Raw genomic sequence first — 18,232 nt, forward strand, 5'->3', positions numbered from 1 at the left:
CGTGTGGCGAATGAGCGTCACATTGAAGATCCTGCCTTTGGGAACCGCATACGCGGTATGGGCCGGAGCGTCCGACCAATATAAAGCAACAGCTTCTTGACGAGAGCACTTTCAAATGATCGATTTCAACGGGCCTGAAATCAATGTGGTGACGTGCACGTCCGGTGCACGCACCTTTCTCACCAACGCCTTTCTGGTCGAATTGCCGAACGGGGTCGTGGCCATCGACGCCATGATGACCGTATCGGATGCGCGCGAGGTGCGTCACCGGCTGGATGCATTGCGCAAACCCTTGCTCGCGGTGCTGATCACGCACGGGCATCCCGATCACTACAACGGCATCGGCGAGCTGATCCGCGATCTTGATGATGTGCCGGTCATCACGACGCGGGGCGTCGACGAGGCGATGCGCCGTATCGACGATGCCAAGGCAGTTCAGTGGCAGTCGGTGTTCGGCGACGATTGGCCGGCGCGGCGCACCTTCCCGAATCGCCTCGTGCATGACGGCGACGTGCTGCATTTCGATGGCGTGCCGTTCGAGGCAAGAGAGTTCGGCCCTGGCGAATCGAACTGGGATCTGGTCTGGGCCGTGGGAAACCACCAGCGTGTCGCCTTCGTCGGTGACATGGTGTTCAACGGCGTCCATTCCTTCATGAACGACGGCCATACGGCGGACTGGCTGCGCAGCCTCGATGCGCTCGAACGTCGGTCCGGCGACATCGCACTGTTCCATACGGGCCACGGTCAGGCGGGCAAGCCGCTCGACATGATTGCCGCACAGCGTGCTTATATCGGGTGCTATCGCGAGGCGGTGGCCCGCCTCGCCAACGGCAATCGCAGTCTGGACGATGCCGGAAAGGACGAACTGGAGGCGATCATGAAGCGCTTCCTGCCCACGGCCGATCTCGACGTGTTCATCAAGGCCGGGGCGAATGCCGTTGCGGCCGAACTGGCGTTGGAGGAATCGGACAAGGCCATTTCCGCTGACCCGCACGCTCACTTCGACGCAAGGTGAGCAGGGCGCCGATGAAATGCACCGCATGTCGACCGTGAGCGGATGGCACTACGCGGTCGCGTGCACGCGTGGTTCATTGAAGGCCGAAGCCGGCCGGCAGCCGCAGCATCGTGGGCATGATGCGCGAACAAGGTACGGTGCTTGGCCGCGTCGAGGTCAGTCGTCGTCCTCTTCGTCGTCGCCAGCGGGGCGGCTGCTGATGAGCCGCCCGTCCTCGGTCAGGCTCAGGCGTTGCTCCTGGCCACCCTGCACGATGGTGACGACATAACGTGCCTTGCCGTTCTTCACACGCCGTTGAATCACGCCGACATTGCCGCCTTGCCGTTGACGCTCGATCATTGCTCTCACCGCTTCCGGCGCGTGCTCGAGCGTCACGATCTCGCCGGCCCCCTGAGCGGGCGCAGTCTTGTCGCAACCGGGCAGCGCGACGGACAGCGCGATCGCCAGCGCAATCACGCAACACGTTCGCATCGCCTGCTCCTTGCCCGGTCGCTCGCGTCGTCTTCTCGAACATGAGAACGACGATCGCACGGCAACGTCCTGGCCTGGTACGTCATGTTCGTTTCCCGGTGACGCGAGTCAGTGGCGGAGAAGCGGGAAAACCACGAGTCCGATGACGGCGGCCGCCGTCACGATCACCGGTTCCTGGAGCTTCTTGAAGCGCCACAGCAGCAGCACGGTCGTGACGGCGAGCAGGGCGGTCGGGACGTCGACGATCGATCGCTTCGCGATGACGAGGACGGAGCCCGTGATCGCGCCGACTGCCGCAGCCGTAATGCCATCGACGAATGCCTTGACGCCTGGACGGTGCCCATACTTCTTCACATAGGGCGCGGGAATGACCGTGAACAGGTAACACGGCAGGAATGTGCCGAGCGCGGCGACGCATGCGCCAGGCAGGCCCGCCACGAGGTACCCGATGAAGCCGACGGTGATCACGACCGGACCGGGCGTGATCATCGCGACTGCAACGGCATCCACGAACTGCTTGTCGTTCAGCCAGTGATGTTCGGTAACGACGCCGCCATAGAGGAACGGCACGATCGCGAGTCCGGAGCCGAACACGAACGCGCCGGCCTTCATGAAGAACGCACCGATCTGGACGAGCTGCGGCAGGTCGATGCCACTCAATAGTCCGCTGGCTGCCGGCAAGTTGGCGGCGGCAACCGCATTCAGCCCGCCCCGCTGCAGCCACTTGGGCGGCGCGCGCCACAGCCAGCCGATCAGGCCTGCGGCAACGAAAAGCCATGCGATTTCCGATTCCGTGACGAAGGTCACGGCAGCCAGCGTCAGGAAGATCGCCCAGAGGAGCTTGTCGTTGCCGACGGTCTTGGTCGTGAGCTTGTAAGCGCTCATCGCGATGATGCCGACCACCGCGGCACCGACGCCGTAGAAGACGGCCTGCATCCACGACAGCCCGCCAAAATGCGCGTACGCGAACCCGAGCGCGAGCACCATCAGGAACGACGGCAGCACGAACGCGATCCCGACGAGTGTCGCCCCGAGAAGGCGGTAGTGGACGAACCCGAGATAGATCGCGAGCTGGGCCGCCATCGGTCCCGGTGCGAGCTGGGCCAGCGTGAGCCCTTCCTTGTAGTCGGCCTCGGTTATCCAGCCGCGTCGCTCGACCAGGTCGCGACGCATATAGCCAGCGAGCGCGACCGGTCCGCCGAAACCGAACGTACCGAGACGCAGCATGTAGGCGACCAGCTCGCCAAGCGAGTAGGTCGGTTCGGTCGTGGCGATGGTCGTCGTCATGATTTGGCCGGGGTTTCGCTCTTGCCGTCCGATGTGAAGTGCGCATACAGGGAGTCGAGTACGGCGCCCATCTGCTCGAGCAACTGATCGTCGTTCTCCGTCCGTTGGCGCGTGCCGGCCATCACGGCCTCGAAGCCCGCTGCTTCAGGCGCGGCGGGACCGCCCACGTCGAGCGCGTGCACGATCTCGCCGAGACGCATCAGGGCCGGGTCCTTGTCGAGTCCGAAGCTGGCCAGCAGAACTTCGAATGTCACGCGCTCGCCCACGTGCGTAAAAGTCGCGCCGTCGAAATCGAAGCCCAGCGCGTCAGCCGGGCAATCCGCCGGCGACGCGAGCCAGATGAAGCGCGCTTGCGCGTCGATGAACCGGCGGATCAGCCACGCACTGGCGACGCGATCGACCCACATCCGCTGCCGCGTCGCCCAGGCGCGGCCCTGGTACTCGCCGATCGCGAGCGGACGAATGACGCGGTCCGCGGCATGCGGCTCGCCCGGCGACAGCACCGTGTCGACCAGCGCACCGAAATCCTGCAGGGCGACTTCGGCGCGGGTGGCCGAATCGCCCGGGAAATAGTCGATCGCCCGGATGGCGTCGAGATCCTTGCGCGCGCGACGCAACAGGCGAGTGAGCTCGGCGGCTGATTGCCCGTCAAGCGTCTTGCGCACGTCGGCGAGCGCGCGCGTGAAGGTGGCGTAATCGTCGGCCCGGTCGAACAGCGCCCGGAATTCCTGTTCCTGGGACCGGTCGAGACTCGGTGCGCGCAACAGGTGAGCTGCGCCGCCGCTCTCGGCAATCGCGCCCGCGAGTTCACGCAGCGTCTCTTCATGCGCTTCGGTGTGGGGCAGCAGGTAAACGCCGTCGCGCAGCACCGCACAGCCTTTCGCCTTGAGCGCGCGCCAGAACCGCATGCGGGCCGTCGCGTTTTCCGTCGGAAGGGTCAGAACAAGCAGCGACCATGTAGAAATAGATTTCATGTAGCGAAGTCTACGTCTCAGTTGCTGTTTCTACAAAATTTATTTGAACGATCGCGTGTAGTCCCGCACGCCCTCCCGGCGGGTAGCCAGGGTGTGACAGGTAGCCGCTCGCACGAGGCGCGCCAGGAAAGCGCTGCGCCTCGCTCGGGTGAGCGTGGGATGGGTTATCGCGTAATGCGGAACGAGGTGGACGACGCCCGGGTGCTTCGGGCCGGATTTCGGTCCGGCGGAACGATCTACGGCGTCACGACAAGTGCCGTATGCATCCCCGCTTCATAGCGGCCCGGCTTGTTGCAGATCAGCGCGTCGTGGCCAGGCGTGAGCTTGAATGACATGCGCTTGCGCTTGCCGGGCGCGATATCTTCCGCTTCCCCGATTGTTTTTCAGGGTGTGCTCCATCACCTGTCCTTTGCCGACAGGGAGTGCATCGTCGGGGAGATCTGTCCTGAAGACGACGAGCTCGTGGTTCGTTGCCCGAGCTTGGAACAGCCGTCCTGTCGGTTGACCGGGCCGGGTTACGCGCCGTCACGCACAGCCGTCACGAGCGGCATCATCGCCGGCCCGATGGACGCGAGCAGGCGCTCTTTCGATACCCCGTCGCGGGATTGAACGGAAATGCCGTGCAACTGAGTCGCATAGAAATCGGCCAGCGCCTTGATGTCGGTGCCCCGCGCGAGCTGCCCCTGCTCGGCCGCGAGCTGCAAGCGTTCGGCGATCGATTGCGTGCGTGCGCGCCGGTGGGCGGCCAGCCATTCCATGACACCTTCGTTTTCGGCCGAGTAGTTGGTCGCGGCGGACACCACCATGCAGCCGTGCGGCTGGCCGCGCCTGGTATAAGCGGCGACGGCATCGCGCAGCATCCGTTCGACGGCCGCGCGGACATCGGTTTCCTCGCCGAGCGCACGATCGGCGAAGCCGCCTTCGCCTTGCTCGTAGAGTGCCACGGCCTCGTGGAACAGGGCTTCCTTGCTGCCGAACGCGGCATAGATGCGCGCTGACGCGATGCCCATCGCTTCGACCAGGTCGGACATCGACGTGCCTTCGTAGCCGCGCCGCCAGAACGCAAGCATCGCGCGTTTCAGCGCCATGTCGCGATCAAATTCTCTCGGTCGTCCCGCCATATCCCTTTCGCCCGTCGTCACATCGTGCACGGATTTTATCGCGCGCCGTGTTGACACGCGCCGTTCCAGCACTCTATTCTTTGTCAATCGACAAACAATTGGAATCGATCATGCGTACTCTCAAGGGCCCCAGTCTTCATCTCGCGCAGTTCGCCGACGATGCGGCGCCGTTCGACAGCCTGCCGAATATCGCGCGATGGGCGGCCGGCGTCGGCTTCAAGGCGCTGCAGATTCCCGCGTGGGACGGTCGGCTGTTCGACGTGGAGACCGCCGCGGACAGTCAGGCCTATTGCGATGACATGAAGGGCATGCTGGCCGAACATGGGCTGGAGATCAGCGAACTGACCACGCATATCTTCGGGCAGCTGGTTGCCGTGCATCCGGCGTACGACGCCATGTGCGACAACTTCGCGCCCGAGGCCGTGCGCGGCAACCCGGCCGCGCGCACCGCATGGGCGCTGGATCGGCTCGAGCTGGCGGCACGGGCTTCACGCCGCCTGGGGCTGACCGACATGGGCACCTTTTCGGGCTCGTTCGCGTGGCCTTACCTGTTTCCGTTCCCGCAACGGCCCGCCGGCCTGATCGAGACGGCCTTCGACGAGCTGGCGCGTCGCTGGCGGCCGATTCTCGACGCGTGCGACGAAAACGGCGTCAACCTCTGCTATGAGATTCACCCCAGCGAAGACCTGCACGACGGCGTCAGTTTCGAGCGCTTCCATGCGCTGGTCGGCCAGCACGCGCGCTGCAAGATGCTGTTCGATCCCAGCCATTTCGTGCTGCAGCAACTGGACTATCTGGCGTACATCGATATCTACCGCGACCACATCCGCATGTTCCATGTGAAGGACGCGGAGTTCCTGCCTTCGGGGCGCCAGGGCATCTACGGCGGCTACAGTTCGTGGCTGGAGCGCGCCGGCCGTTTCCGTTCGCTTGGCGACGGTCAGGTCGACTTCAAGGCGATTTTTTCGAAATTTGCTCAGTACGACTACACAGGATGGGCCACCCTCGAATGGGAGTGCTGCCTGAAGAATCAGGAGGACGGCGCGCGCGAAGGCGTCGCGTTCATCAATGACCACATCATCCGGGTGACGGAGCGCATCTTCGACGACTTCGCCGGTGCCGCGGTCGATCAACGGCAAATCCACGACATGCTCGGCATCGCTTGAGCCGTTTCCCCCCCACTGCCAGGAATCATCGATATGTCCGCTCAACTTCAGTCGTCGTCTGCCGACGCTCAAGGCTTTGCTCACCAATACGTACGCATCGACGGCCAGCGTATCCATTGCGTCACGGCCGGCGCCGGTACCCCGGTCCTGCTGATTCCGGGATGGCCGCAAACCTGGTACGCGTGGCGTCACGTGATGCAGGCGCTCGCCGCGCGCGGCTTCATGGCCGTCGCGGTCGATCCGCCAGGTACCGGCTATTCCGACCGGCCGCATGCGGGTTACGACACGGGGCACACGGCGGCGACGTTGCATCGCGTGATGGCGCAGCTCGGCTTCGATGTTTACCAGGTGGCTGGCCACGACGTCGGCATGTGGGTGGCCTATGCGCTGGCGAGCGACCGGCCCGACGCCGTGAAGTCGCTGGCGCTCACGGAGGCGGTGATCCCCGGGCTGGCGCCCGCGCCGTCGATCTTCGCCCCGCCGGAAGAAAATATCTTCCTGTGGCATTTCATGTTCAACCAGCTGGCCGACCTGCCCGAGACGCTGATTGCGGGCCGTGAGCGGGCGTATCTGGAGTTCATGTTCAACCGCTGGTCGTTCCGGCGCGATCGTGTGGCCGTCGATGTGTATATCGATGCCTATGCGGCACCGGGCGGCTTGCGCGGCGGCTTCTCCTATTACCGTGCGATTCCGGAGACGATCCGGCAGAACCAGTCGCGGGCGCAGCGCAAGCTGACGATGCCGGTGCTCGCCATCGGTGCCGAACATGCCACCGGCGATGCGCCGCTGGTCACGATGCGCGACAACGCGACCGATCTGCAGGGCGCGGTGGTCCCGGCTTGCGGCCACTTCATCATGGAAGAGGCCCCCGACGCATTCATCGGCCATCTGCTGCCTTTCCTGGAGCGGAGCCGCTGAACATGCCGATCGACACCGACATCGCATTACTGCTGGAGCGACTGGCCGTGACCGAGGCGCCTGCGTCGCTGGACGCATTGCGACGGGCGACCGATACGACACTGCGGGGCTGGCATGGACCGCTGGAGGCGGTCGACCATACGGAAACCTTCGCGGTGCCCACGCGCGACGGGCAGCCGATTCGCGTGCGGGCTTATTGGCCATCGGTCGCTTCGGAAAGCGCGGCACGCCGGCCGGCGCTCGTTTATGCGCACGGCGGCGGGTGGTGCCTCGGCACGCTCGAGCTATACGACAATCCATGCCGCGCGCTGGCCAACGCGACGCAATGCGTCGTGCTGTCTGTCGATTACCGGCTTGCGCCGGAGCACCGGTTTCCGGTGCCGCTGGAGGATTTCTGCGATGCGCTGGACTGGGTGGCGCGCGAGGCGGCCGGCCTGGGGCTGGACCCGGCGCGCATCGCCGTCGGCGGCGACAGTGCGGGAGGAAACCTTGCGGCGGCTGCCTGTCTGGTCGCACGTGGGCGGGGCGGCCCGTCGATCGCGCATCAGCTGTTGCTGTATCCGCCGCTGGATGCGTCGATGAGCACGACGTCCTATCGGACTTGCGGGCAGGGCTACTACCTGACGCAAGATGTCATGCGGTATTGCTTCGACATGTACCTGACCGATCCGGCCGACGGCCGGTCACCCTGCGTGTCGCCGCTGCAGGCGGTTTCGCTCGAGGGTTTGCCACCGGCCACGTTGCTGGCCTGCGAGTACGATCCGGTGCGCGACGACGCGCACGCGTATGCGGAGCGATTGCGGGAGGCCGGCGTGGCGGCCGATTTCGTCGTGCTGCCGGGGATGATCCATGCGTGCATCCATATGGCCGGCGTGACGTCGGCAGCCCGCCAGGTGTTCGACGTGGCCGGCGCGCAGATGCGCAGGGCTTTCCAGCGGTGAGCGTATGGCCGAAGGGGGCGGCGCGAGCTGCGTGGAGGGTTGTAGGGTTCGGCGGCAGTCGACCAGCGCGACCTACCCGCGCCTCCGAACCCGCGCCTTCACACACTTGAACCAAAGCCGCATCGCACCGACCCCGCCCGCCACCGGAACTCGCGGCAACAGGAATGCATCGTCGGACGCCCCGGCGCAACCGCGCCGGGTCGTCGTCGCGTTGCGGTAGCCGGCGGCGGCGACCTGGTCGCGCACGCGCGGATCGAGATCGCCGTACGGGTAGCAGAACGATTCGACAGGCTGGCCGCTCAACGCTTCGAGCCGCCGCTTCGATTCGATGATCTGGACTTCCGACACGTGGGCCGGCACGTGCGACAGCGCGACGTGATCGAGCGTATGCGAGCCGATTTCGTGGCCGCGATCGCGCCAAGCGAGCATGTCCGCGCACGTCATGAGTGGCGAGCGCGCCGTATCGGCGCCCGCATCCCAGTCGTTCTCGCCGCCGAACCGGCCGGCGACGAAGTAGCAGGTCGCGGTGAAGCCGAGCTCGTCCAGCACGGGCATCGCATGCGTGAGCACGTTGAGAAAGCCGTCGTCGAACGAAATGCCGAAGACCTTCCCGCTGCGCTCGCCGCGCAGGTACGGCTGCAGTTCGCGCATGCTCAGGCCGCGGTAGCCGAGCCGCCTGAACAGCGTCATCTGGCGGCGGAACGCGTCGGGGGCGACGCTCAGGCTGCGTAGCCGGTCGGACGGCGGCGGCAGCGTGCGGATCTGGTGATACATCAGGATCGGGTAGCGCGTGGCGGACAGCAGCATGAGCGGGTCGCGGGAACGGGGAGTTACGCGGCCTTGCGGAAAATCCGCAGGGTCTTGAAGTCGCCGACTTCGGTGAAATCGGCATTCGCCGCCCATTGCTCGATGATCGGCTCGGCCTTCCGGTACGCCGACGAGCCCTTGTAGAACAGCAGGTGGCCGTCGCGCGCGGTATGGCGTGCGAACAGGTCGAGCACTTCGGCGTCGGTCTTCGCGCCGTAGCGGCTGTTCGTTTCGTCGCGGAATTCGCACAGATGGAACAGCGTGACGACGTCGAACGCCGGCAGCAGGTCCGTATTGCTCGTATAGATGTCGCCGAAATAGGCCAGATAGGTCTTGCTCACCTCCGGTTGCCGCGTGACGAGATCGACGTACGACTTGTATTCCTTCGGCGACGCCGTCACGCCGAAGACGGTGTTGTTCAGGTGCGGCCGGGCGCATTCCACGCCGACGTGGTGGTGGCCGCCGGTGCCGAAGTGATAGATGCGGATGCCGTTGAGACGAGCGGATTCCAGCCATTCGACGAAGTGCACGTCGCACGGGCACTCCTGCGTGCGCAGGTCCCAGTACTTCTTCCAGATGTTCATTGCCATTAAACGGACCTCATGGATGTCACCCAACGATAGGGGTTGTGTCGAATCGATTTCTGATAGACGGACAACGTCGCATCGACGAACCGGTCGAACGAGAACTCGCGCTTGCCCTTCAGCCGCGCGCTGCGTCCCATCGCCCGCACGCACGCGGGCTCGCGCACGATCGCGCGCAGGATGGCCTCGATCGCCTCGGGCTCGCGCGGCGGGACGACCCAGCCGTCCACGCCCGGCTCGACGTTCTCGGGCAGCCCGCCTACGCGCGTCACGATCGCGGGGCAGCCGAGCGACATCGCCTCGCGGCACGCATACGACAGGCTCTCGTGGTACGACAGCACGAACGACACGTCGATGATCAAGAACGGCGCGCGCACATCGTCGAGGCGCCCGGTGAAAGCGGTGCGCGACGCCATGTGGTGCCGCTCGATCTGCTCGCGTTGCTCGCCGGACGGTTCCGCGCCGACCAGCAGCACGCGAAACCGCTCGCGCTCGTGTTCGGGCAAGCGGCCCAGCGCCGCGATCAGGTCCATCCAGCCTTTCTCGGGCGCGGTGCCGGCGCTGCTGCCCAGCACGATCGCATCCGCGCCGGACGGCCCGAACAGCGCGATCTTGCGGCGGCGGATTTCGTCGCCGGCCAGCTGTTCCGCGGCCTGCCGGCGCACGCCGTGCTTGACGACCGTGACGTTGCCGTACGGCGACCGGAGCGCAAGCATGCTCGCCACGTAGTCGCTGACCGCGATGGTGTGGTCGGTTGCCAGCCGGGCGCGCAGCATGTTGCCGAAGCTGTCGGCGCGATAGGTGTTGTGCTTGGTGAGCACGACCGCGGGCCGGTACCGGCAGCCGAGCAGCGCGAGCATCACCTGCCGGTGATCGGCGGACCCGTTGACGTGGATGATGTCGAAGCGCTCGGCGCGGATCCGCTGGCGCAGCCGGACGATTTCCTGGCACAGCCGGTTCCAGCGCGGCTTGAATTCCATGTCGAAGATGGCCACGTCGGGACTGTCCTTCAGCAGTCGCGACAAGCGGCTTCCTTCCGGCGACGCGACGGTCACGCGATGGTGCCGGCTCATCGCGGCGGCGAGGTCGCGGACGTAGGTGTCCTGGCCGCCGCCGTAGTCGCCGTGGAAGTTGGTATACAGAATGTTCATCACGATGCTGCCTTTCCTCGATCATTCATTTGGCAGGACTGCTGAGAAAATGAATGCCTCAACGTGTTGAAAGCAATGACTCGAACCCGGTTCCGCATTGCCGATGCGTGATTGCGCACCGATGCCCGGATGGGGCGCCGCGAAACGTTTCGAAATATTACAGACGCATTACGTGCCGTAGTGTCGAGGTCTGCGCATCTTTGTGAGGATGTGTCGCGATCGATTGCAGTGTCGTCACATCGTGCGATGCCGCGGTGGGGGAGGGGGGAATCGCGGCGGCGCGGTTTCCTGTCGATGGCATGTGAACCGTGGCGATTCCGGCGCGAACGGTGGCGTGGCCCGATTACCCTCGCCGACCGGGCCGGAAAAACAGGCCCGAAGCGAGCAGGAAGCAATCAGGAAGCGGGCAGGATCGCGACAAAACCCGATTTTTCGACGACATCCGGACGCAAATCAAGCCGGCTGACTTTCAGATTTGAAAGCCGCGGGGTCATTTGCGTTAGAATGCCCCCCCTGTCCGCCATGGCGACCGCCAAAGGCGGACTCGTCGCACCCAGAGAGACGTGGGTTTCGATTCGTAGCCGGGCGCGAAAGTTAGCCAGCCGTTAGCAACATACGCTTTGTGATTTGGATTACTAATGAAGAAGAAGCACAACATCACCAAGTACATCGTTGTCGCGATGATTCTTGGTATCGCCGTGGGTTACGCCTGCCATAGCGCATTTCCCGACCCGGCCATGGCGAAGGAAGTCGCCGGGTACGTGTCGTTGCTGTCCGACGTGTTCCTGCGCCTGATCAAGATGATCATCGCGCCGCTGGTATTTGCGACGCTGACCGTCGGCATCGCGCAGATGGGCGACGGCAGCGCGGTAGGGCGCGTCGGCGTCAAGGCGTTCGGCTGGTTCTTCATCGCTTCGTTTACGTCGTTGCTGCTCGGCCTGCTGACCGCAACGATCCTGCAACCGGGCAGCCACCTGAGCCTGCCGCTGCCGGCATCCGATGCAGCCCTCAACCTGAAGACGGGCGCCTTCACGCTGAAGGATTTCGTGGTCCACCTGGTGCCGAAGTCGATCGCGGAAGCGATGGCGAACAACGAAATCCTGCAGATCGTCATCTTCTCGATCTTCTTCGGCACCGCGCTGTCGGCGCTCGGCGAATCGGGCAAGCGCCTGACCGGCGTGATCGACGATCTCGCGCAGGTGATGCTGAAGGTCACGGGCGCCGTGATGTGGTTCGCGCCGGTCGCGGTGTTCGCGGCGCTGGCGTCGACGATCACCACCCAGGGGCTCGGCATCCTGCTCACGTTCGCGAAGTTCATGGCGAGCTTCTACCTGGCACTGGCGTTGCTGTGGGGCGTGCTGACGCTCGCCGGCGTGACGTTCCTCGGCAAGCGCGCGTTCACGCTGATCCGGCTGATCCGCGAGCCGTTCCTGCTGTCGTTCGCGACGGCGAGTTCCGAGGCCGCCTATCCGAAGCTGCTGGATGCGCTCGACCGCTTCGGCGTGAACCGCAAGATCTCGAGCTTCGTGCTGCCGATCGGCTATTCGTTCAACCTCGACGGCTCGATGATGTACTGCACGTTCGCGGTGCTGTTCATCGCGCAGGTGTACGGCATCCATCTGCCGCTGGGCACGCAGATCACGATGCTGCTGATGCTGATGGTCACGTCGAAGGGGATGGCGGGCGTGCCGCGCGCGTCGCTGGTCGTGATCGCGGCGACGCTCAACCAGTTCAACATGCCCGAAGCCGGGTTGCTGCTGATCATGGGCGTCGACATGTTCCTCGACATGGGGCGCTCGGCCACCAACGCCGTCGGCAACTCGATCGCGGCTGCCGTGGTCGCGAAGTGGGAAGGGCAGCTCGATGCCCCGCGCGACGACGACGATCCGGACAACGGACGCGTCATGAAGGTGAAGGTGCCGGAGACTTCGGCATCGGCTTGATGCGTGGCAGTGCGGCAGTGCAGCAGTGCGGCGTTAGTGGCGCGTTGCCTGCCCCGCGGTGACGGACGATCGCCGGCCTGGATTCGCAATGGATTCAGGCCGGCGATTCGCCGGGTGCAATGAATCCGCGTTGAATGCGGCGGTTTTTCCCGATTCTCCGAAACAGGCACTCGCCGTTTCAATCGATCGTCGCTGAACCGGCGGCGATATTCCCGCAGGCACGAGCCTGAATTTCCCGATCCCCGATTCGATGCGCAAGTGACCATTCACTGTCGCGCAGTCACGCTTGCCGTCGGCGCGCGGGGGCGCCACGGGCGATGCCGTCGAAGCCGTTTCCGCGAAAAGCGCAATGACGCGCGCGATCCGCAATTTTTTTCGATTTATATAACGCTATTCTCGCGCTGCGCATGATCGAACGCATGCCGTACGTAATACCGACTGCGCCGGATGCTTCAGCGGAAGAATTGACGTATTGCGGCTTTCAAGCCATCCGGCCGGCCCTTCATATGAGTGTTCGCACCATTCAGGAGTGCATCCGTCATGGTCGCCAGACAACGGTTCCAGGCCGCGCTGCTCGCCGCGGCGATCGCCGCGATTACCCCGCCCGTTCACGCACGCAACACCACCGACTGGCTGGCGAACACGTACGGCACGCTTGCCGCCCACGTCGGCAACGTCGCGCGTGCGATGTGGGTCGCGCCTGAAGGCGTGATCTATACGGCGTCGATGTGGGACGAGGACGAAGGCGGTGTCGCGATTTACCAGAACGGCAAGAGCGTCGGCTCGATCGGCACGCATTCGGAGTTCCAGGGCAGCGCGATCACGGGCAACGCGACCTCGCTGTTCGTCGCGCTGCAGCCCGGCAAGACGTACGGCAGCGGCGCGGTGGGGCGCTACAACCGTTCGACGAAGTATCGCGACCGCGTGATCCAGGTTAGCGCGGCCACCAACCAGCCGCGCATCGACGTCGTCACCGGGCTCGCGACGGCCGGCTCGCTGCTTTATGCGAGCGACTTCTACGGCAATCGCGTGCGCGTGTTCACCACCGACGGCGTGTGGCAGCGGGACATCGGCGTATCGGAGCCGGGCGCGCTCGCGCTGGACGCAGCGGGCAACGTGTGGGTGGCGCAGAAGCGCGCAGGCTCGATCGTCGGCTTCAGCCCGGCCGGTGCGCTGCTGAACACGATCCGGATGCCGTCCGGGTCGCAGCCGTCGGCGCTGTATTTCGATGCGGCGGCCGGGCAGCTGCTGGTGGGCGACGAAGGCCCGGACCAGAACATCAAGCGCTATACGGTGTCGGGCCGGCCCACACTGGCCGGCACCTTCGGCGTGCGCGGCGGCTATCTCGACACGACGACGGGCATCAAGGGGCAGGTCGGTGCGCAGCGCTTCACGCGCATCGTCGGGATCGGCAAGGACACCGGCGGCAATCTCTACGTGCTCAACAATCCATGGGGCGGCAGCTGGGATCTCGGCCGCAACGGCGCGACCGACATTCATGCGTACAGCAGCACCGGCAGCCTGCGGTGGACGCTCCAGTCGCTGAACTTCGAAGGCATCGCCGCGCCGGACCCGGTCACGGACGGTGCGCTGTTCTACGGCGGCACGCACGTGTACGGCGGCAGCGCGGGCGGCAGGTTCATCGCGAACACGGTCGATCCGTTCACGTACCCGGCCGATCCGCGCATCGACATGAACGACACGCAGCGCGACGAGCATTTCGGTCTGCTCACGTCGGTGGGCGCGAACCGGATTCTCGTCGCGGCCGGCCAGAACCCGCCGGTCTTCTACTTCTTCCACTTCAACGCGGCGAACGGCTATGTCGCGATTCCGGACGGCTCGATCCCGGGCCCCGCGTTCAACACGACGCGGCGCGTGACGGGCGGCTTCAGCGTCGACAGCAAGGGCGGCGTGTGGGCTGGTCTCGACAAGACCGGCGCGATTACCCACTACCCGCTGACCGGCTTCGACGCAAGCGGCAAGCCGTCGTGGGGGCCGGGTGTCGCGACCCGTGTGCCCGACAGCATCCAGCCGCTCACGCGCATCGTCTATCTCGCGGACAGCGACACGATGGTGCTCGCGCAAGGCGCGATCGGGACCAACGACTGGACGTCGATCGGCACGCGCATCGAGGTGTATCACGGCTGGAGCGCGGGCAATACGACGAAGCCGGACCCGGTGATCACGCTGCCGCACAGCGGCGCGAAATCGATCGACGCGGTGGGCAACCATCTGTTCGTCGGCTACTGGTTCAGCAGCAGCGGGCCGCTGTGGCCGAACGTCGACGCGTTCAACCTGACGACCGGCAATCTCGACACGACGCTGGTCAACGCGAGCCCCGCGACCGTGGATACCAGCAGCGCGATCGATGCGATGTACAGCATTCGCGCATACCGCCGCACGAACGGCGAGTACGTGGTGATGAAGAACAACGTGAAAGGCAACAGCATCACCGTGTACCGGTGGACGCCTTGATGAACGCGCGGCTGCCTCGACCGGCGGCCGGGCTCGCGAACGCCTCACCGTATTCATCGCGATTTCGCGGGATTTCCACCGCGTATCCACGCAATTTCCACATCACGCGTTCGTAATGAGCGGCGTGCGCAACGCGCGCCTCACCGCCCGCCGGGCGGCCGTTCCAAACCTCACGACGCGGAAAAGCGGTTCCGGGCACAATGACAGCGGCACCGGCAGGCACTGCGCGTGCCCACGACGATGAACCGGATCGACTGATGGGTTGCGCCGGCGCATTGCAGCGCCGGTGAACTCGCGCGGCATGCCCCATGCCGCGTTTTTTATGCCGAAGTGACGAAACAATGAAGATGAAAACGACACCGAACCGCCTGTTTCTGATCGCCGCCCTGGCCGGCGCGATGAGCGGCCCAGTCCACGCAGAGACGCCGGCGGCCGCCGCGACCGTTGCGACGGTCAACGGCACGCCGATCACGCAGGCCGACGTCGACACGTTGCTGCGCGCGTCCGGGCAACCCGATTCGCCGCAGGTCCGCCAGGCGATCAAGAATCAGCTGATTACGCGCGTGCTGGTCCAGCAGGCCGCCGAGAAGGCGAACTACGCCGACAAGCCCGAGGTCAAGGCGGCGGTGCAGCAGGCGAAGGCGAATGCCGAAGTGCAGCTTTACCTGCGCGACAACGTGAAGCCCGAGCCGGTGACCGACGAGCAGGTCAAGGCGCGCTACGACGAGCTCGTGGCGTCGCTCGGCAAGAACGAGTACAAGCCGCGCCTGATCGTCGTCCAGGATCCGGTGACGGCCGCGACGGTGCTGAGCGAGTTGAAGGCGGGCAAGTCGTTCGACGGGCTGGCGCGCCAGTACAGCATCGCGCCGAGCCGCGACAGCGGCGGCGAGTTGCCGTGGGTGAGCTTCCACACGCCGGCGGCGGAAGGCAAGACGTCCGGCTTGCCGCTGCCGGTCGCGCAGGCGCTCGAGAAACTGACGGTCGGCGCCGCGACGAAGGATTCGATCCCGGTCGACGGCGTGCGGGCGATCGTGAAGCTGGATGCGAAGCGGCCGACGCAGGTGCCGGGTTTCGCGACCGCGAAGCCGGCGCTGCAGCAGCAACTGCAGGCGGCCGCCGTGGAGAAGGCGAGCGCGCAGATGATCGGCAACCTGCTGAAGGACGCGAAGATCACGCAGTAACGCGGCGGCGTCGAAACGCCGCGCGTCACGCGCGCCAGATCATGCTCGCGCTCGTGTCGGTTGCCGACGCGACGCGAAAGCCGAGCCGTTCGTAAAGCCGCCGCGCCGGGTTGCCGTGCAGCACGCTGAGCGATACCGGCACGTGCGCGCGCGCCGCGTCGGCCAGCAATGCGTTCAGCACGGCTTCGCCGATGCCCCGGCCCTGATGATCGGGGAGGATCTGGATCTGGTGAACGTGCCACTCGTCGGCGGCGCGTGTCACCTTCAGCAAGCCGATTGCGTCGTCGGCGTCGCAGACGATCATCGCATCGTCGAAGTTCGCGCGAATGCGCCGGTCGTGCGCTTCGTCGTCGGTTGGCGCGCCGACGCGCTGCAGGTGCACGGTCATCGTGAGCCGACGCAGGGTCAGCAGGAACGGCAGGTCGGCGGCGCATGCCGGGCGCAGGTGGATTGCGTGTGTCATCGTGCGGACTCGTACGTTCGTTCGGGACGGGAGCGCCGACGGAAAGGTCGAACCCCGCAGCGCATCATCCGCGATGGCGGGAAGCCGGTCAAAGGGCGCAACGCCGAGCCCGGCGCGCATGCGTGGCCGATCATCCGGCGCGCCGGCCCGAGTGCGGGTGCACATCGGCGAGATTGGCGATCAGCGTGTCGATCACGACGCGCTTCAGGCTCACGAGCGCCGAAGGCGCATCGCCTCCGCCCGCATGGAGGCACACGTCGACAGACGGCAGCGGCGGCAGGCCGTCGCGCTCGCCGAGCTGCCGCAGCGCCGGCGGCACACCCGCCATCGTTCTCGATGTAATGCCCAGGCCGCCGGCGACGCCGGCCCACAGGCTTTGCAGGCTGCCGGTCGTGTAGGCGAGCCGCCACGGGATGCCGGCCTTGTCGAGCGCGTCGGTACCCGCCTTGCGGAACAGGCACGGCGGCTTGTACAGCGCAAGATCGAGCGGTGCGCCGGCACGCGGACGCACGTCGATGCCTTGCGGCCCGATCCACGCCATCGGCAGCGTGACCAGGTGTTCGGCGTCGGCGCGATGCCCGCGCCCCATCGCGAGCACGATGTCGAGTTCGCCGCCATCGAGCCGGTCGAGCAACGCGCCGTTGCCGTCGACGACGATGTCGACGCGCACGCCCGGATGCGTGCGCTTGAACCGGCCGAGCGCGACGGGCAGCCACGCTTCGGCGAAATCGCCGGGCAGCCCGAATCGCACGGCGCCGTCGATCGCCGCGCCGCGGATCGCGCCGACCGCCTCGTCGTTCAGTTCGAGGATGCGGCGCGCATAGGACAGCATCAGTTCGCCGGCTTCGGTCGGCACGAGGCCGCGCCCCTGGCGGCGAAACAGCGGCTGGCCGATCTGCGTTTCGAGCTTGCGCATCTGCTGGCTGACCGCCGACTGCGAGCGGCCGATCCGGTCGGCGGCGCGGTTGAGGCTGCCGAGCCGATCCGCGGCAATCAGCGTGCGCAGCGCATCCATGTCGAGATTCGGAAGCGTCATGATTCGGTTTTTCTTATAAGTCAGTTTCGAATTATCGTATTTATTGCGTATTCCCGTCGCTACCATCAAGTGAACCGGTCGTTTCGGTTCACGGGGATGCGCGCGATACGCGGCTGGATACGCGGCTGCGGATGTCCGTGAGGTTGCTTCCCTTCTTTCCGACAAGGACATTGAATGAAAATCGGCTCGATATTCCGCCAAGGCTTTCCCGGCATGCTGCTGGCCGCGTCGATGATTCCCGGTGACGCATCGGCCGCGCCGTCGCTCGCGGGGACGTGGACGCTGGTCGCGGCGGACGTACAACATCCCGACGGCACGATCGGCCGCGACTACGGTGCCGATCCGACGGGCCTGCTGCTGATCGACGCGCGCGGGAACTACTCGCTGCAGATCTTCAAGTCGGAACGCCCGCGCTTCGCGTCGAACGACAAGGCGACCGGCACGCCGGAGGAATTCCGTGACGCCGTGCTCGGCTCGAGTACCCACTACGGCACGCTGAGCGTCGATCCCGCGAACCACACGCTGGCGTTTCACATCAGCAATGCGTCGTACCCGAACTGGGCCGGGCAAACGCAGACGCGCACCTATCAATTGAAGGACGGCGAGCTGAGCTACCGCGTTCCGCCGCGTGCCAACGGCGACATTCCGATCTCGGTGTGGCGGCGAAAGGATTGAACCGGGAGGCCGTTCGATCCGTGA

At 65.5% G+C, this 18,232-nt stretch carries 18 protein-coding genes and 1 pseudogene; 9 read left to right on the top strand and 10 right to left on the bottom strand.

What is annotated here, in order from left to right:
* The first annotated feature begins 1 nt into the window (after nucleotide 1).
* On the top strand, nucleotides 2–100 hold the full coding sequence (locus tag DPV74_RS11505) for a hypothetical protein (protein ID WP_226113275.1): 99 nt from the start codon (nucleotides 2–4) through the stop codon (nucleotides 98–100).
* 15 nt (nucleotides 101–115) lie between these two features.
* Nucleotides 116–1,015, top strand: a complete 900-nt coding sequence (locus tag DPV74_RS11510; RefSeq protein WP_119337194.1) for an MBL fold metallo-hydrolase — start codon at nucleotides 116–118, stop codon at nucleotides 1,013–1,015.
* Nucleotides 1,016–1,171: 156 nt separating this feature from the next.
* Here the strand turns inward: DPV74_RS11510 and DPV74_RS11515 are convergent, their stop codons facing one another.
* The 5 genes and pseudogenes from DPV74_RS11515 to DPV74_RS11535 all read right to left on the bottom strand — a co-directional run bounded on the left by DPV74_RS11515 (nucleotide 1,172) and on the right by DPV74_RS11535 (nucleotide 4,868).
* Nucleotides 1,172–1,471 carry a hypothetical protein gene (locus DPV74_RS11515; RefSeq protein ID WP_119337195.1) on the bottom strand — a complete coding sequence of 100 codons (300 nt, stop codon included), beginning with the start codon at nucleotides 1,469–1,471 and terminating at the stop codon, nucleotides 1,172–1,174.
* Between the two features lie 123 nt (nucleotides 1,472–1,594).
* Nucleotides 1,595–2,773, bottom strand: coding sequence for a chromate transporter (locus tag DPV74_RS11520; protein ID WP_059695103.1), 1,179 nt, complete (start codon nucleotides 2,771–2,773; stop codon nucleotides 1,595–1,597).
* Nucleotides 2,770–3,747, bottom strand: a complete 978-nt coding sequence (locus DPV74_RS11525; protein ID WP_119337196.1) for a chromate resistance protein ChrB domain-containing protein — start codon at nucleotides 3,745–3,747, stop codon at nucleotides 2,770–2,772. Before DPV74_RS11525 ends, DPV74_RS11520 begins: the two co-directional genes overlap by 4 nt.
* A gap of 236 nt (nucleotides 3,748–3,983) precedes the next feature.
* Nucleotides 3,984–4,212 (bottom strand): annotated as a pseudogene (locus DPV74_RS11530) (hypothetical protein); the annotation flags it as partial.
* A 50-nt stretch (nucleotides 4,213–4,262) separates the two neighbouring features.
* A complete protein-coding gene (locus DPV74_RS11535) occupies nucleotides 4,263–4,868 on the bottom strand; it encodes a TetR/AcrR family transcriptional regulator (protein WP_027790077.1) in 606 nt (201 codons plus the stop codon).
* A gap of 110 nt (nucleotides 4,869–4,978) precedes the next feature.
* Between DPV74_RS11535 and DPV74_RS11540 the strand changes: the two genes are divergently transcribed.
* Genes DPV74_RS11540 through DPV74_RS11550 form a run of 3 tightly spaced genes read left to right on the top strand, consistent with a single transcriptional unit; the run spans nucleotide 4,979 to nucleotide 7,893 of the window.
* Entirely contained in the window at nucleotides 4,979–6,034 is a 1,056-nt protein-coding gene (locus tag DPV74_RS11540) for a sugar phosphate isomerase/epimerase (RefSeq protein ID WP_059695217.1), read from the top strand.
* A gap of 33 nt (nucleotides 6,035–6,067) precedes the next feature.
* On the top strand, nucleotides 6,068–6,952 hold the full coding sequence (locus DPV74_RS11545; RefSeq protein ID WP_119337197.1) for an alpha/beta fold hydrolase: 885 nt from the start codon (nucleotides 6,068–6,070) through the stop codon (nucleotides 6,950–6,952).
* 2 nt (nucleotides 6,953–6,954) lie between these two features.
* On the top strand, nucleotides 6,955–7,893 hold the full coding sequence (locus DPV74_RS11550; protein WP_119337198.1) for an alpha/beta hydrolase: 939 nt from the start codon (nucleotides 6,955–6,957) through the stop codon (nucleotides 7,891–7,893).
* 72 nt (nucleotides 7,894–7,965) lie between these two features.
* On the opposite strand, the gene DPV74_RS11555 is transcribed toward DPV74_RS11550, so the two are convergent.
* From DPV74_RS11555 to DPV74_RS11565, 3 genes are read right to left on the bottom strand one after another with little or no spacing between them, the layout of a single operon-like run.
* Entirely contained in the window at nucleotides 7,966–8,700 is a 735-nt protein-coding gene (locus tag DPV74_RS11555; RefSeq protein ID WP_091924834.1) for a polysaccharide deacetylase family protein, read from the bottom strand.
* A 23-nt stretch (nucleotides 8,701–8,723) separates the two neighbouring features.
* Nucleotides 8,724–9,290: a hypothetical protein gene (locus DPV74_RS11560; protein WP_226113248.1), complete on the bottom strand. Its 567-nt coding sequence runs from the start codon at nucleotides 9,288–9,290 to the stop codon at nucleotides 8,724–8,726.
* Nucleotides 9,290–10,435: a glycosyltransferase gene (locus DPV74_RS11565; RefSeq protein ID WP_119337199.1), complete on the bottom strand. Its 1,146-nt coding sequence runs from the start codon at nucleotides 10,433–10,435 to the stop codon at nucleotides 9,290–9,292. Before DPV74_RS11565 ends, DPV74_RS11560 begins: the two co-directional genes overlap by 1 nt.
* Nucleotides 10,436–11,073: 638 nt before the next feature.
* Between DPV74_RS11565 and DPV74_RS11570 the strand changes: the two genes are divergently transcribed.
* The 3 genes from DPV74_RS11570 to DPV74_RS11580 all read left to right on the top strand — a co-directional run bounded on the left by DPV74_RS11570 (nucleotide 11,074) and on the right by DPV74_RS11580 (nucleotide 16,034).
* Nucleotides 11,074–12,378 carry a dicarboxylate/amino acid:cation symporter gene (locus tag DPV74_RS11570; RefSeq protein WP_060083017.1) on the top strand — a complete coding sequence of 435 codons (1,305 nt, stop codon included), beginning with the start codon at nucleotides 11,074–11,076 and terminating at the stop codon, nucleotides 12,376–12,378.
* 540 nt (nucleotides 12,379–12,918) lie between these two features.
* Nucleotides 12,919–14,853, top strand: coding sequence for an SMP-30/gluconolactonase/LRE family protein (locus tag DPV74_RS11575; protein WP_119337200.1), 1,935 nt, complete (start codon nucleotides 12,919–12,921; stop codon nucleotides 14,851–14,853).
* Between the two features lie 341 nt (nucleotides 14,854–15,194).
* A complete protein-coding gene (locus tag DPV74_RS11580; protein WP_060057830.1) occupies nucleotides 15,195–16,034 on the top strand; it encodes a peptidyl-prolyl cis-trans isomerase in 840 nt (279 codons plus the stop codon).
* Nucleotides 16,035–16,059: 25 nt separating this feature from the next.
* Here the strand turns inward: DPV74_RS11580 and DPV74_RS11585 are convergent, their stop codons facing one another.
* Together DPV74_RS11585 and DPV74_RS11590 are read right to left on the bottom strand one after the other, a co-directional pair.
* Nucleotides 16,060–16,497, bottom strand: a complete 438-nt coding sequence (locus tag DPV74_RS11585) for an N-acetyltransferase (protein WP_119337206.1) — start codon at nucleotides 16,495–16,497, stop codon at nucleotides 16,060–16,062.
* A 130-nt stretch (nucleotides 16,498–16,627) separates the two neighbouring features.
* Nucleotides 16,628–17,533 (bottom strand): LysR substrate-binding domain-containing protein, encoded by a 906-nt coding sequence (locus DPV74_RS11590; protein ID WP_034195988.1) that lies wholly within the window; start codon nucleotides 17,531–17,533, stop codon nucleotides 16,628–16,630.
* A 174-nt stretch (nucleotides 17,534–17,707) separates the two neighbouring features.
* Between DPV74_RS11590 and DPV74_RS11595 the strand changes: the two genes are divergently transcribed.
* Complete coding sequence (locus tag DPV74_RS11595) at nucleotides 17,708–18,208, top strand: lipocalin-like domain-containing protein (protein WP_119337201.1); 501 nt, start codon at nucleotides 17,708–17,710, stop codon at nucleotides 18,206–18,208.
* The last annotated feature ends 24 nt before the right edge of the window (nucleotides 18,209–18,232 follow it).

Source organism: Burkholderia sp. HAN2018 (assembly GCF_024704855.1).
Classification (GTDB): domain Bacteria; phylum Pseudomonadota; class Gammaproteobacteria; order Burkholderiales; family Burkholderiaceae; genus Burkholderia; species Burkholderia cepacia.